The sequence below is a fragment of the Jutongia sp. SJQ-6 genome (assembly GCF_054161275.1).
In genome coordinates, this window is record NZ_CP195314.1 from 1,151,983 (window position 1) to 1,167,472 (window position 15,490).

The 15,490-nt window shown below is 42.2% G+C and carries 9 protein-coding genes and 1 tRNA gene; 2 read left to right on the top strand and 8 right to left on the bottom strand.

What is annotated here, in order from left to right:
* The first annotated feature begins 478 nt into the window (after positions 1–478).
* Positions 479–1,831, top strand: a complete 1,353-nt coding sequence (gene gdhA / locus ACSAJE_RS05375) for an NADP-specific glutamate dehydrogenase (protein ID WP_458009911.1) — start codon at positions 479–481, stop codon at positions 1,829–1,831.
* Between the two features lie 125 nt (positions 1,832–1,956).
* Here the strand turns inward: gdhA and ACSAJE_RS05380 are convergent, their stop codons facing one another.
* The 6 genes from ACSAJE_RS05380 to spo0A form a co-directional block, all read right to left on the bottom strand.
* The gene (locus ACSAJE_RS05380; RefSeq protein WP_118689790.1) at positions 1,957–2,673 is read right to left on the bottom strand and encodes a zinc dependent phospholipase C family protein; all 717 of its coding nucleotides are present in this window, start codon (positions 2,671–2,673) and stop codon (positions 1,957–1,959) included.
* A 47-nt stretch (positions 2,674–2,720) separates the two neighbouring features.
* A complete protein-coding gene (locus ACSAJE_RS05385) occupies positions 2,721–3,494 on the bottom strand; it encodes an SDR family NAD(P)-dependent oxidoreductase (RefSeq protein WP_458009912.1) in 774 nt (257 codons plus the stop codon).
* A gap of 740 nt (positions 3,495–4,234) precedes the next feature.
* Positions 4,235–4,307, bottom strand: a tRNA-Thr gene (locus tag ACSAJE_RS05390).
* Positions 4,308–4,682: 375 nt separating this feature from the next.
* The gene (locus ACSAJE_RS05395) at positions 4,683–5,399 is read right to left on the bottom strand and encodes a pseudouridine synthase (RefSeq protein ID WP_182448155.1); all 717 of its coding nucleotides are present in this window, start codon (positions 5,397–5,399) and stop codon (positions 4,683–4,685) included.
* Between the two features lie 128 nt (positions 5,400–5,527).
* Positions 5,528–6,964, bottom strand: coding sequence for a glycogen synthase GlgA (gene glgA, locus ACSAJE_RS05400; protein WP_022025651.1), 1,437 nt, complete (start codon positions 6,962–6,964; stop codon positions 5,528–5,530).
* Between the two features lie 161 nt (positions 6,965–7,125).
* On the bottom strand, positions 7,126–7,917 hold the full coding sequence (gene spo0A / locus ACSAJE_RS05405; RefSeq protein WP_458009913.1) for a sporulation transcription factor Spo0A: 792 nt from the start codon (positions 7,915–7,917) through the stop codon (positions 7,126–7,128).
* 236 nt (positions 7,918–8,153) lie between these two features.
* Between spo0A and spoIVB the strand changes: the two genes are divergently transcribed.
* Entirely contained in the window at positions 8,154–9,437 is a 1,284-nt protein-coding gene (gene spoIVB / locus ACSAJE_RS05410; protein ID WP_118689794.1) for a SpoIVB peptidase, read from the top strand.
* On the opposite strand, the gene recN is transcribed toward spoIVB, so the two are convergent.
* Complete coding sequence (gene recN / locus ACSAJE_RS05415) at positions 9,427–11,124, bottom strand: DNA repair protein RecN (RefSeq protein WP_458009914.1); 1,698 nt, start codon at positions 11,122–11,124, stop codon at positions 9,427–9,429. The two genes, spoIVB and recN, sit on opposite strands and share 11 nt — an antisense overlap.
* 94 nt (positions 11,125–11,218) lie before the next feature.
* Positions 11,219–15,460: an Ig-like domain-containing protein gene (locus ACSAJE_RS05420; RefSeq protein ID WP_458009915.1), complete on the bottom strand. Its 4,242-nt coding sequence runs from the start codon at positions 15,458–15,460 to the stop codon at positions 11,219–11,221.
* Positions 15,461–15,490 lie beyond the last annotated feature (30 nt).

The following is a 15,490-nucleotide window of genomic DNA, read 5'->3' on the forward strand; positions in this document are numbered from 1 at the left end:
TTTCCGACATATTTTTCATCATTTTGTACAGTATATATCATTTTTGTACTTTTTCTACTGTGTTTTTGTAATATTCTTTTTCTTTTAAATGACCTTTAAGTGCTAAGCAAGTCAAATTTTTACGAAAATCTTCATTTCCTTTGCAACCTTCTTTATGAGAATATTATATTAACATGTCAAAGATATGTCACCAAGGTTTTCCTCGCCCTAAAATAGCCATTCCTATTCTTAGTGTTAGCATTGATACCAACATGATATCCAAATATCAAAACTACCATATCCATCATCATAGAATAACACCACCTCACTTTTAAAAATTTTGTATAATTGTATACTATATTTATTTTTCAATTGTTTTTTCATTTTTTTATTGAATTTCTACGGTTTTTGTGCCATACTAATAAGGTAGTAGCGTGATAAACACGCCAGGCTGGTATCCTTGTATACCAAACACTAAACATAAGGAGGTTTTTTAGCAATGGCGTTAAAGAATCAGTATTTAATTGACTTACTGGAAACAGTAAAAAAGAGAAACGCCGGTGAACCAGAGTTCATTCAGGCAGTTATGGAGGTATTTACCTCTTTGGAACCAGTTGTTGAAAGAAGACCTGACCTCGTTGAGGCTGGTGTTTTCGAGCGTATCGTTGAGCCTGAGAGACAGATTATTTTCCGTGTGCCTTGGGTTGATGATAATGGCAAGACACAGGTAAACCGTGGTTTCCGTATTCAGTTTAACTCTGCTATCGGACCATATAAGGGCGGACTTCGTCTTCATCCATCCGTATACAGCGGTATCATCAAATTCCTCGGATTTGAGCAGATTTTCAAAAACAGCTTAACAACACTTCCTATGGGTGGTGGCAAAGGTGGTTCTGACTTCGATCCTAAGGGCAAGAGCGATGGAGAAGTTATGCGTTTCTGCCAGAGTTTCATGACAGAGCTTTGCAAACATATCGGTCCTGACTGTGATGTTCCTGCTGGTGATATCGGAACCGGTGCTCGTGAAGTTGGTTATATGTTTGGTCAGTACAAGAGAATCCGTAATGAGTGGTCTGGTGTATTGACAGGTAAGGGATTAACTTTCGGTGGTTCTCTTGCTCGTACAGAAGCTACCGGTTATGGTCTTTGCTACTTCACTAATGAAATGTTAAAAGCAAATGGTAAGAGCTTCAAGGATCAGACCGTTGTAATCTCCGGTTCTGGTAACGTAGCTATTTATGCTACTCAGAAAGCTACAGAGCTTGGTGCTAAAGTTGTTGCTCTTTCTGATTCTTCAGGATACATTCATGATCCGGATGGAATCGAGCTTGATCTCGTAAAACAGATCAAAGAGGTTGAGCGTGGACGTATCAAAGAGTACGCTGCCAGAACATCTCATAAAAATGTTACTTATACTGAGGGATGCAGTGGTATCTGGACAATCAAATGTGATATTGCTCTTCCATGTGCTACTCAGAACGAAATCGATGCAGAAAGTGCTAAGGCATTAGCTGCTAACGGCTGCTATGCAGTTGCAGAGGGTGCTAACATGCCTTCTACTCCAGAAGCAATTGATGTTTACTTCGCAAACAACATGCTCTATGGTCCGGCTAAGGCTGCTAACGCGGGTGGTGTTGCTACATCCGGTCTTGAGATGACACAGAACTCTCAGAGATTGTCTTGGACATTCGAAGAGGTTGATAACAAACTTCATGATATCATGAAAGAGATCTTCAAGTCTTGTGATGAGGCTTCCAAAGAATATGGTATGGAAGGCAACTACATGGCTGGTGCTAACATTGCTGGTTTCCTTAAGGTTGCAGAGGCAATGAAGGCTCAGGGTTGTGTATAATACTTAATTGAATTATCCTTTTGAAATAAGTAGAGAGGGTGTCGCACAAACGTGTGGCACCCTCTTTTTTGATGAAACAAAAAACTCATCAGTAAATCTTCTACGCGATTTCTAAGACCTAACATTTATACACCAGACGTGATATACTCTGGCAGTCTGTCACAGATCTGCGCCACAGCCTCCGGTATAAATTGATACATCTCCTGATACGGCAAAAATATCGGATCCTCTATGGTATGTTCTGTTTCGAAAAAATAATTTTTGATCCATTCCCGACTTGCAGTTAATTCCTGTTCAGTAATATAATCTGCTATTTCATATGGTGTTACTTGACACAACGCTTGATATGCCTTATCGATCCCCGGAAACTCTTTCACAAGACGAAAATCGATCTGATCTACATCACGTCCAAATTTCACGTAGGTTTGCGGATTATCTCGATCATAACCGGTCACGGCGATCCGCTGCAATACATATGGATGAATTTCTAATATAAATTTCTCATCGGTAAGCATATGTGTCAGATAACCTAAATACAAACTGAAGCGTTCTTCTTTGTTATTATGTTTTGCAAAAAAATCCGACAAACGCCTTCGAAATAACTGTAAATGTTCCGGTTGCTGAAAGGTTCCATCCGGTATTCCGTCTCTCATGTGCGTATGCAGTTTCATCTCTCGACAGTACCCTTCACGTGCCATAATTCCATCGGGACATATATTTCCCGCAAAAAAATCGTTCGAACAATATTTATCTGCCATCTTTCCCAAGTACCGCTCCGGTTCATTGGCAAATAATTGATCCAACTGTGTTGCAACCGCTAGATGAACAATCGTTCCTGCCATGCCACATCACCCGCTTTCCATCTATCTGTGCCGGTATTGCTTTGTTGCTATTTTAAATGCTGCTGTTTCAACCATAATTTCATCATTACTTTTTGTGGAAGCAGCTTACTGGCAAAATGTGCACCTTTCACATGTGCTCCGTATACGGAAATATCTTTTCCTCGGCGTGCATCCCGCATCGCCCTAGCCGCAACCACATCCGGCTGTACCATCCCGGCAAAATTGCTCGCTGCCTTTTTTGCACCGATCAATCCTCTCTCATAAAGACCGGTATCGATCCATCCCGGACACACCGCCGTTGCCGTAATACGTCTGTCCTTCAGTTCCACATTCAATGCTCGTGTATAATTGCGAACAAAAGCTTTGGTAGAACTGTAAATATTTTGATACGGAAGCGGCTGAAACGACGCTTGGGAAGCAATATTAATAATGTGGCTACCCGGTTTCATATACGGAATACAATACAGTCCCAGCGCAACCACCGCACTAATATTAAGATTGATCATATTAATGGATTCCTCCACACTCAGATCATCATAAGAACAAAATTTAGCATAACCTGCATTATTTATAAGATACTGTATCGCTGCACGCTCTTCTGCAATCATTGCACTGAGCTCTTTCCTCTGAACATTATCACTTAGATCCTTGGCAATCGGTCGTATTTTAGTGCCAAATTCTTCAGCCAGTTGTTGCAATTTCTGCGCATTCCGGGCAACTACCCAGATTTCAGAAAGTTTCTTTTCTTTGGATAGTAGCTTGACAAATTCTCTGCCAAGACCTCCTGACGCTCCCGTAACAATAGCAATCGTTTTGTCCATGACGCCCCCCTTTGTCGTTATATAACACAACCTCCGCAAAGTTTGGTTATAATATACTCAAACTTTCCATACCGCAAATTTCCATAACCACATATTGCTTATTATGTCAATGACTATATTGCATTTTGCAGCCATTAAAAAGTGGTTTCTGCCATCCGAGAACTATAGTAATTGCCTTGCCGCATTTTGTTTTTATAGTGATTTCTAAATTTTGTTGTCTCTGATGATTGAGTTACATGCCTTACAGAGAACTCGAAGTCCCGGAAGCAAGATATTCATCATTTTTGAAAGGGACTTTGCGCTCGTCGTTACTTATGTCTCGTATTTCAGAGACATTAAGTAACGTGACGTAGCGCATCGTAGCGAAAGCGTCCCGTCCAAAAATGGATGATACCTTGCTAAACCGGGACATCTCAGACATTCTTTCAGGCATGTATATATCAGAGACTTAACAAAATAAGAAATCACGTAAAAACGTTGCGTTCTACGGCAATTATCTTAGTTCTCGGATGACAGAATAATTTAGTTTATCGGCTGCAAAATATCATATTTATTGCTGACATAATGAGCACACTGTGCTCATCTTAGGAGTTTCTTCGAAACTCCATTATGCGCAGAAATCATGCGCACGTATTCTGACATAATAAGCAATATGTGGTTCGGACACTACTTCCGGTATGGGAAGTTTGAATAATATAAAAATCCTTGAAAATACATATAATTTTCAAGGATTTATGTAAAGCTGAAAATCGGACTCGAACCGACGACCCCTTCATTACGAGTGAAGTGCTCTACCAACTGAGCTATTTCAGCACTGCGGTTTCCTAAGAAACTCACTGCCGTATATGTTATCACAATTTTCCTCAAAAAGCAAGTAATTTTTTACATGCTCTATCAAGCTTTTTCGATCCACCACTGTAGTTTTCTATTGTAGTTTTCCCATGATTTTCCCAAAATATAATGGGTGAGGAATTGAAAATATTTTTGACAAGGCATTTATATAATATAATCAAACTTCATACACTAACTACAAACCAACGAGGCAGCGGATTGGTTAGTGCCATAAAAACAATCGACAAAATTCATGGTGGCATGTTCTATCAAAGCAAAAAGCGCTAGGATCGACCAACGGCCGGTTCCAGCGCTTTTATCATGAAATACTTATTCTGTTTACTTGGATAATAGTCCTCATCGCTTTAATGCTGCAATTTCATCGGCTGTCAGTTCCCGGTACTCTCCTGTCTTCAGAGAGTCATCTAAGGTAAGCGTCCCCATGCTCACTCTCTGTAAGTACAATACCGGATGACCTACTTTAGCAAACATACGCTTTACCTGATGGTAACGGCCTTCACGAAGTTTTATCGTAACCGTCTGCTCCTGTTCCTCTGGGAACTGCTCCAAACAAGATACTTTCGCCGGCAACGTCAGCTTCTCATCACCGATATCCATTCCCTGCTCTAGCTGCTTCACATCTGCATCGGACAAATTACCGGCGATCCGCACAAAATATGTTTTATCAACATGCTTACGCGGCGAAAGAAGCTCATGTGCTAAGGCACCATCATTCGTCAGCAACAGCAATCCTTCCGTATCAATGTCCAACCTGCCCACAGGAAAAACATCTTGTGTATTAGCTTCCTGTAACAGATCTATTACCGTTTTATGCTCTCTATCTGTTGTTGCAGAAACAACGCCGGCAGGTTTATTCAGCATATAATAACAAAACTGCTCGTATATGATCCGCTCACCGTCTAAGGTCACTTGATCTCTGCCCGGATCCAACTTAATTTCCGGACGCTGTGCTTTCATTCCATTTACCGTGACTCGCCCCTGACGAATCCATCTCTTCACTTCTGCACGACTCCCCGTCGTCATCTCGGCAAGCCATTTATCCAATCGCAACACTCACGTTCCTCCCATGAGACATAATAAAAGTCGATACAGCCACAAATTTGAGCATCAGCTCAAATTTGCTATGCGAAGCATAGTCTTTCTTAGCGACCACTTTGGTCGCTTCAGAAAGACTCTTCGTATTACATTCTGTTATACAGATCTGCATACTTCTGCGCAGATGAGTTCCAGGAGAAGTCCATTGCCATGCCACGATCAATGATCTTGTTCCATTCACGTTTGCGATTGAAATACACATCTTTAGCATAACGAATGGTATTTAACATTTCATGCGCATTATAATTTGCAAAGGAAAAACCGGTTCCTGTACCTTCATACTCATTGTATGGCTGCACAGTATCACGCAGTCCACCAGTCTCACGAACAATCGGCACGGTTCCATAACGAAGACTCATCAACTGACTCAATCCACAAGGTTCAAACAGAGATGGCATCAAAAACGCATCACAGGCTGCATAAATCTTGTGTGAACGTTCATTGGAGTAGAAAATATTTGCAGATACTCTGTCATGATATTTCCACTCAAAATGACGGAACAGATTCTCATATCTTTCCTCACCGGTACCGAGTACAACAAGCTGCGTATCTTCTGCACAGATCTCCTCGATCACATAGTCGATCAGATCAAAACCTTTCTGATCTGTCAAACGAGAAACAATACCGATCATAAATTTCTTATCATCTTCCGCTAATCCGAGCTCTCGCTGCAGACCACGTTTATTTTTGATCTTTTCTTTGCGGAAATTCTTAACATTATAGTTGTGATATATGTATGGATCTTTTTCAGGATCATACTCGTTGTAATCCAGTCCATTGACAATACCGACCAACGAATTACTTCTGGCACGCATTAGACCATCCAAATGCTCACCATAAAATGGCATCTTGATCTCTTCCGCATAGGAATCACTCACAGTCGTGACAATATCTGCATATACAATACCGCCCTTCAAATAGTTGGCATCCCCAAATGCCTCTAATTTGTCAGAAGTAAAGAAATATGACTTCAATCCGGTAATATCCTGTACTTTCTGCAAGTCCCATACTCCCTGGAATTTCAAGTTATGTATTGTCATAATTGTCTTAATGCCATGATAAAATGGATTTTCCGCAAACATATCTTTCAGATATACCGGAATCAAACCTGTCTGCCAGTCATGGCAGTGAATAATATCCGGACGGAAATTTAAACTCGGCAGTGCGGACAAAGATGCTTTGCAGAAAAAGGCAAACTTTTCTATATCCTCATGTATATTGCCATATGGTTGAAAACCGGCAAAATAAAACTCATTATCAATAAAATAAAATTTTACGCCTTCATATTCCATTTCCATAATACCGACATACTGTTTTCTCCAAGCCAGGTCGATGTAGAAATGTGTTACATAATTCATTTTGTTCTTCCATTCTTCTGGAATACATGCGTATTTTGGCACCATAACGCGCACGTCAAATTCATTCTTATCGAAGTATTTTGGCAATGATCCCACAACATCTGCCAACCCACCTGTTTTTACAAATGGTACACATTCTGATGCTACAAACAATACATTTTTCATGGAATACCTCCTTTTTCTTTCGGATTCCCCAATTTAATTTGCTCCCCACCAGTCCTATTACTGATGTGTACATATCCACTGATATTTTGCTAATATTTAGCAGACACATACTCCCTTTATTATAAACTAAATCGAAGATGGTGAAAAGTATTTTTTATCAATTATGCGTTCATCTTGTATTCCAATCGAATCTTATCAGCAAGCAGTGCAATAAATTCTGAATTCGTTGGTTTTCCTTTGCGGTCGCTGACCGTGTAACCAAATAATTCCTCAATAGTATCGACTTTTCCACGGCTCCACGCCACCTCGATTGCATGACGGATCGCACGCTCCACGCGGCTTGGCGTTGTCTGATGTTTTTTGGCAATATTCGGATACAACCGTTTGGTGATCGCTCCAAGCATTTCCGTATCACTGACCGACATCAGAATAGCATCTCTCAAATACTGATATCCTTTAATGTGCGCCGGGACACCAATTTCATGAATTGTCTGTGTTATTTCTGCCTCCATTGAATGATTTTGCGAACGATTTCTATTTTCGAAAACCGTAGTAACTACTTTATCACCTTTCTCTCCCGTCATTCCTACTGACTTGACGCGCGCTATGATAACACGTGTATCAAAAGGTTTTAAAATGTAATAAGCCGCTCCCAATGCAAATGCGTGCTCTGTAACGCTTTCCTGACTGACCGCCGACACAACTATCACCTGTGGATGTACCGGGAAGTCCGGCCGCTGCATCCGTTCCATCACCCCCAGACCATCGATCTTCGGCATGATCAGATCTAACAATACAACATCGGGTCGTTTCAAATGTATCATCTGCAACGCCTCTTCTCCATCCGATGCTGTCCCGACTACTTCCACTTCCTCTTCTTTTTCCAATGCATTTTTCAATAAATTAACAATTCGCCGATTGTCGTCTACTACTAATACCCTAACCTTTTTCACATTCTGCCTCCATTCTCCCTAAGAAACACTGCAGTTACTTTGTTTTCATTATAAATTCTGATCAATTGCAAACTCAAGCAGTGTCCTATTCTTTTATTCGACGTGTACTGGCATAATATGTTAAAAACACTGTTATTATTTGGTAGTTTGTGTCGTATGACGCCATGTATAAATTTGCCGGACTTCGTACATACTTTCCATCAACAAGTTTTTTCAGAAAGGCGTGGTGACAGTTTATGAATCCAAATATTCAAAAAAGAAAACGCATTTACCGCTGTGTACTCCTTTGCCTGCTGCTTATTGTATTTGGAGCAATTTCCTGTCGTTATTACACTGCCGCAGCTAAAAAAATACCGACGAAATTGATATTATATAAAAATCGCACCGAAAGTTTTAATCTGGGCTTTCCGTTTTATGCCAAATTGTCGTCAGATGATGCCAAAGCCGTCTCTTTTCAAAACGATGTTAAATCCACAAATCATGCACGTTCCGGACGGAAAATACAGGCAGTTGGCAACCATATCGGAAGCTACAAAGCAGGTCTGTCTCTGTTTGGTGTTATCCCCTGCGGTTCTCTGACGATTGATGTTGTACCGGAAACAAAAGTGATGCCTGCCGGGAACGCTGTCGGCATCTATTTGGAATCCGACGGCATCATGGTCCTCGGCACGTCCGATGTACAGGGCAATGATGGTTTTATGTATCACCCTGCCAAAAATATCATAAATGCCGGCGATTACCTGTTAGCCATCAATGAAACTTCCGTCCAAAACATTCAACAGGTTACTTCCCTCCTACAGAAAAACGGTTCAAAAACCGTCACTCTGAAGATCCGACGCAATAATAAGGATCTTCAGATCAAGCTAAATCCCATTGCCACAAAAGATGGTTCTTACAGTCTGGGAATCTGGCTTAGAGAAGATACCGAAGGCATTGGAACGATGACCTGTGTATTAGAAAACAATACTTTTGCCGCTCTGGGGCACGGCATTACAGATGTAGATACCGGTCTGTTGATCGAATTAAATAATGGCGGCTTATATCAAGCTACCGTCAATAAGATCGTAAGTGGCAAAAAGGGAACACCCGGCGAATTATCCGGAATCGTTCATTTGAATAATAACAATAAGATCGGTTCTGTATTAACAAATAATCATTGGGGGATTTCAGGAAAGGTATCCGACCATGCATACCAATATCAGGAAGAAAAAGGAATCTCGTTAGCACTGAAACAAGAAATAAAAACCGGCAAAGCATCCATTCGCTGTCAGCTTGGCAAAGAAATAAGAGATTACGAAATCATGATTGATGAAGTTCAGATGAATGCAAAAGATAACAAAGATCTTGTTCTTCGGGTTACTGACCCGGAATTACTCCGAAAAACCGGTGGAATCGTACAAGGAATGAGTGGCAGTCCTATTCTCCAAAACGGAAAATTGATCGGAGCTGTCACTCATGTATTTGTCAATAATCCCCGCAAAGGGTATGGTATTTTTATTGAAGATATGCTCACGAAATAGACTGACGGATCTCTGCCTTTTTATGGATCGCAAGTTCTCTCATCTCACGTGCGCTGTCCATCACGGCATCTGTGATCTGTGCGCCGCCCAAAATTCTTGCAAGCTCCTGCACAGACTGTTCCTCGTCCAAAGCGTAGATCGATGTGGCCGTATGCGCATCTTCATTATTTTTCTCGATCAGATAATGCGTATCTGCCATAGCCGCGATCTGCGCAAGGTGTGATATACAGATCACCTGATGACATCCACCAATGAGCGCCATTTTTTCTGCGACTTTTTGTGCCGTTCGACCGCTGATCCCTACATCAATTTCATCAAAGATCAATGTACTGATCTCATCATGTTCCGCCAGTACCGCCTTAACTGCTAACATAATTCTAGATAATTCACCACCGGATGCCGCCGTTCCGATCGGACGCATCGGCTCTCCCGGATTGGTCGAGATCATAAACTCAACCTCATCTCGTCCATTGACAGAATAATCGGCTGTCTGACGCACCTCGATATGAAACTGCACCTGTAAGAAATTCAGTTCCACCAATGCCTCTGTGATCTTTTGTTCTAGCACCGCTGCATATTCTTTGCGGTATCGCGTAATGACCGTACTCTGCATGGAAAGCTCTTTTTCCTCAACAGCAAGCTGTTCCTGCAATTCCTTCCGATACGTATCATATTCCTCATATTTTTGCAATTTTTCTGCGACATTTGCCGCATATTCCTCGACAGCTTCTACCGTACTGCCATATTTTGCCTGAAGGGATCTGATCTGATCGAGTCTTTTTTCCACTTGCATCTGTTCCTGCGGATCGCACTCAAAATCTTCCATATAACCGGAAACATCACGGTTAAAATCCCCTAACAGGCTGTCAATCTCTGATAACTGATCTGCAAAGCCCTGTACAGACTCATCATATTCTGCAATCTTGTGCAAATGACGAAGTGCTTCTCCAATCTGATCACTGGCTGCCCCACTGTCTGTCGCAGTCAAACGGCAGGCTTCACCCAAACCTTCTGCAATCGCAGATGCATGAGAAAGTCTTTGATAGTTCTCTTCCAGCTCTTCTTCCTCGCCCTCGCGCAGCTTAGCTTCTGTGATCTCCTGTAGTTCATACTGTAAAAAAGAGATTTCCCGCAGACGCTCTTCTTCCGGTATTTGTCCCTCTTCCAATTCTGCCTGTATATTCCGATAGTTGCGATAATGTTCCCCAAATTCCTGCAATGCCTGTGCAAGTTTTTCCTTCCCATAACGATCCAAAATTTCCATATGTTTTGACATATGCAACAACGACTGCTGCTCATTCTGTCCATGAATATCGATCAATATTCCGGCAATCTTCTTGATCAAAGACTGTGTTACTGTCTCTCCATTGACACGACATACACTGCGTTTCTGCATTAATTTACGAGAGATCAGCACATCCTCTCCATCTACCGTTACGCCAAGTGCTTCTAGTGCTTCTCGCTGCTCTGGGCGGTCCACGGTAAACAATAATTCCACCAATGCCTGATCCGCTCCGGTCCGTATCATATCTCCGGTAAATTTACCGCCTAATGCCAAATTGACCGATCCGATAATGATAGACTTTCCCGCACCGGTTTCACCGGTGAGTACATTCATATTTTCGGAAAAATCGACTTCCACTTCATCAATGATCGCCAGATTTTTCACATGCAAGTTTACTAACACCAGGTACCTCCTTCTACTCTATCTTCATTCATACTCTCTTTTGCTTTATTTACAAAACGTCAACCGGAATCCCGGCTGACGTTTTGGTTCAATATTATTTATTCACAGACACGATCGTCACTTTACATGCCACTTTACATCCATTGACATACGCATAAATGTAGGTCGTACCCTTTCCTCGTCCTGTCACGACACCATTTGCAACACTGGCTACACGTGCATTAGAACTATACCACGTAACGGTATCACTGGTTCCGAATACCGTCAATGTTTCTGTATCATATTGCCGCATGGACAACGATGACTTATTCATCGCCACGACATTTACACTTACGGTAGAACTTACACCGCCACTCGACATGATGGTGATCGTTGCATTACCGGTTCCTACCGCAGTAACCACGCCATTGGAATTTACCTTTGCGACACGCTTGTTGTCCGAAGCAAACTTCAAGGAATCCGATGTGTTATTTGGCAGTACACTATAAGCAAGTTTTGCCTTATCTCCGCGTTTCATCGTCAGACTGGACTGCGCCACTACAATACTGGAGACAGGAATTTCCTCCATCACTTTGACATGGCATACCGTTTTCTTGTTGCTGCCATCCTTAGTGCGCGCTGTGATCGTAACCTCTCCTGCTTTGAGACCTGTCACTTTACCACTTCCGGTCACCGTAGCAATGCTGTTATCCGAGGATCTCCATTTCAGCTTTTTAATGCTTGCCTTCTTTGGTCTGATCGATACATTCAGCTTGATCGAATGACCCACAAAACAGGTAGCATACTGTTTGGTCATTGTAATACTTGTAACCCGTCGAATAACTGTTACACGACAAGTTGCCTTCGCCTTTATTTTGCCCTTCGTCGTCACTGTCACCTTAGCAGCACCGATCCGCTTTCCTTTCACTTTACCGCCGGAGCTTACGCTGACCACTCGTTTATTCGAAGAACGCCATTTAACAGAAGGAGCTTTCGTTCCATTCGTTGTTATCGTCTTTTTCAAACGATATGACTGTCCAACACCAATACGTATATTGGTCTTATTTAATTTGATCTTTGTTTTTAACTTGGACACCTTAACACGGCAAGTCGCCTTGACACCGGACTGCACCAAAGTACAGGTTATCGTACAGCTTCCATACTTCTTACCGGTCACCTTACCATTCGCATTGACCGTCGCAATCTTCGAATTCGAGCTTCTCCAATTCGAAGCTGTGCTAGCATTTGACGGTGCTACGATCTTGCGAATCGTAAAACTATGTCCTTTCGCAATATTTTTGCTGACCGGTGATAGTCTCAACTTAACGGCCGGTACTACGGTCACTGTACAGGTACGTGTGATACCGCTTTCCACTGCCGTACACACGATTGCCGTAACTCCTGTCTTCACACCGGTAACCTTGCCCTTGGCATCAACCTTTGCCACACTGCTGTTTCCAGATTCATACTTCACGGACTTATCCGTTGCATTCTCCGGCGTAAAGACCGCATTGATCTGGAACGAACCACCTACCGTAACAGTTTTGTTCGTTGGACTGACGGCAAAATCTGTCGCTGGAACTTTCTTTTCTACAACTGTAACATAGCATTGGATCGGATCCTGCTTACCGATATCTTCTGCCCAACAAGTAACAACTACCGGACCTCCTACTGTTACACCATGTACAACACCCTCATCAGTTACTGTCGCTACTTCCTCATCGGCAGATGCAAAATGCAGTGTTTTATTGACAGAATCCGAAGGATTGAATAAGACTTCCAGCGTCAGATCACTTCCCTCTTCTACCTCTACATATTTTTCTGCAAATTCGATCGACTGCAATCGATTGCGCACTGTAATAGAAATCGCTGTCTTTGCAGGACTCTTACCATCCTTACGTGGATTACCTTCTACCATTACAACTGCTGATCCTGCAGAAATTGCTGTAATTCGACCCTCTTCGTCAACAGAGACTACTTTTTCCCCACTGATCACACTCCAGTTCAATGTAGGATCCGATGGTTTTTCCGGCTTAAACGTTGTTGTTACCTGGTAAATATCTCCTACGATCATATCCAAATGCGTAACATCTGTCGTAATCTCCGTGATCGGATCTTCTTTGATCGTAATAATACATTGTGCCTGTACATGGTTCGGATTATACTTTGGCGTAACTGTAATGATCGTTTCGCCCTCCGTTAACAATGTCACAACACCATTCTTATCAACACTGGCAACCGGCTCAGAAATATTAGAATTCACATTTCTGGCAGTCCAGACAAGCTCTGTTTCCGTTGCATTTGCCGGCTCGTACAATGCTTTCAGAAATACAAAACCGGACGCAAGTGTCGTTGTATACTCTGTTCCTTTATCAATGCGCAGACTGGTGATCGGTGCAGTGACCGTGATCACACAAGTTGCGTACGCTTTATTATCCATATTAAAAGCGGTAATAACAGCACTTCCGACTTTATTTAAGGCTGTTACTTCAGCCGAAATATTACCATCATTGGCGGAAACTTTTAACATTGATGTATCCGAAGATATCCATTCAATATTCGCTTTCGGCGCATCAATATTGGTATGTAATGTAACGCTGCCTCCTACTTCGATCGATGCATGATCCGGTGTGATCATAAAATCTGTCGCGGCTACATTAACCGTGATCACACAAGAAGCGACCCAAGTAACACCATCACTGTCTGTCCATTTCAAAGTAACCGTAGCATGTGTGTTAGCTGGCGTTTCTTTCTTAGCAGTCACCGTAATATACTGTCCCTTTGTATCGCTGAGCGAAACATACTCTTCGCCATCTACGGTCCATTCAAACTGCGATGCCTCTGCTACGGCATCTGAACCAATGACACCATGCAGATCTAATGTACTGCCGACTGCCATACTTGTTTCAGATATATTTAAGGAAAATGTATTTACAACGGTCACGCTCACAGTAACCGTATCTGTCCCCGTTGGAAAGCCCGGAATCTCATCGGTCGAAACCGATCCGTTCAGTTTCACTGATAATTTTGCATTACCGAGTGCCTTTGTTCGAACTAACATCTCCGCTTCATCAATAGAAATGATCGAATTACCGGTCGCTCCTAAAACAGTTGCCGTAAACTTCTTCTTCAGAACATCTCTCGGAATGTTAAACGCCGTCGACAGATCATAGGTACCACCGAGACTTACTGTAACTTCCTTATCGGTGAAGTCACACGATACGCTCGTCTTTAAGTTTACAGATCCGCACGCACAATTGCCTGACTTACTATCCTCAAAACTTTTGTAGGTTCCTTTGACATAAAACTGAATGTTGTATTCTCCGGACTTAGCATCAACACGGTAGTACGACTTGCCATTGCTGCGGAAATAATACAAGTCAATATCCTGATAATCTTGTCCCAAATTGCCAAGAGAATCGCGTACTAACACAGAATGTTCTCCTTCTCCTTTGGAAATAACCCAACTGATCTTATCACCGATTGCGATCTGCGGGTTTGCATCACTTTCAACCGTAAGTTGGATCATATCACCGTCTCTTACCACAACCGATCCGGTATCACTGGAACCACCGGCTAATATTGTGTTGCCATCTTGCGATAGTATCTGCGGCCTGACAAATACATTGATCGTATCCGTGTAACTGTCTGTACCTTCCGTCCATGTCACCGTAAGTGTTGCAGGACCTGCTCCTACAGCCTGTAATACATGGTTCACAGCATTATATCGAATAACATCTGTATTACTGCATACCCAATCCGCTTCTTTACCATTTCCGAAAATTAACTTCAGAAAATTATTGCCGTCGGTAGAAGAACCTATATTTACGCTGCTTCCGTAATTCATGATCAATGCTTTTCTGGAATCTTCCGGATACAACTTTTCTAACTTAACACCCTGTACTCCCGTCAGATATTCGTTGATAGAAAACGCAAGTTCCAACGTCATTGTTATAATATCTGAAGTACCATCTGCATGATCGATCGTAACACGAACCGTCACATCACGAATCTGCGCATCTACCTGTTTGACAACTAATACGGCGGTACCACCTTTTTTGAATCCTGCGGCATCTGCATTTTCAATCTCAACAAGACTGGGATTCAAACTCTGCCATGTACAGACATCATTGGACTGTATTCCAAGCACAGCAAAAGTATCCCTCGAGCGACGCATTGCAATACGCCCTCCATCTCCTACCTGATTACCGGAACTATCCGTAAATGTATATTCTGCTGCCTGTACAGATCCCGTATTCTTAATAGCAAAATAAGCGGCAAACCCTGTCAGGCATACCGCAAATAAACAAACTAATGCTATGATTTTTTGATAAAGGCATTTCTTCTGTCGACTCATAATTCTCCTCATTTCCAACAATTACAACGT

Excerpts from the sequence above, each read along its gene's own strand:
- gdhA (WP_458009911.1), top strand. The coding sequence starts at position 479 with ATGGCGTTAAAGAATCAGTATTTAATTGACTTACTGGAAACAGTAAAA.
- ACSAJE_RS05380 (WP_118689790.1), bottom strand. The coding sequence starts at position 2,673 with ATGGCAGGAACGATTGTTCATCTAGCGGTTGCAACACAGTTGGATCAA.
- ACSAJE_RS05385 (WP_458009912.1), bottom strand. The coding sequence starts at position 3,494 with ATGGACAAAACGATTGCTATTGTTACGGGAGCGTCAGGAGGTCTTGGC.
- glgA (WP_022025651.1), bottom strand. The coding sequence starts at position 6,964 with ATGAAAAATGTATTGTTTGTAGCATCAGAATGTGTACCATTTGTAAAA.
- spoIVB (WP_118689794.1), top strand. The coding sequence starts at position 8,154 with ATGAATCCAAATATTCAAAAAAGAAAACGCATTTACCGCTGTGTACTC.
- ACSAJE_RS05420 (WP_458009915.1), bottom strand. The coding sequence starts at position 15,460 with ATGAGTCGACAGAAGAAATGCCTTTATCAAAAAATCATAGCATTAGTT.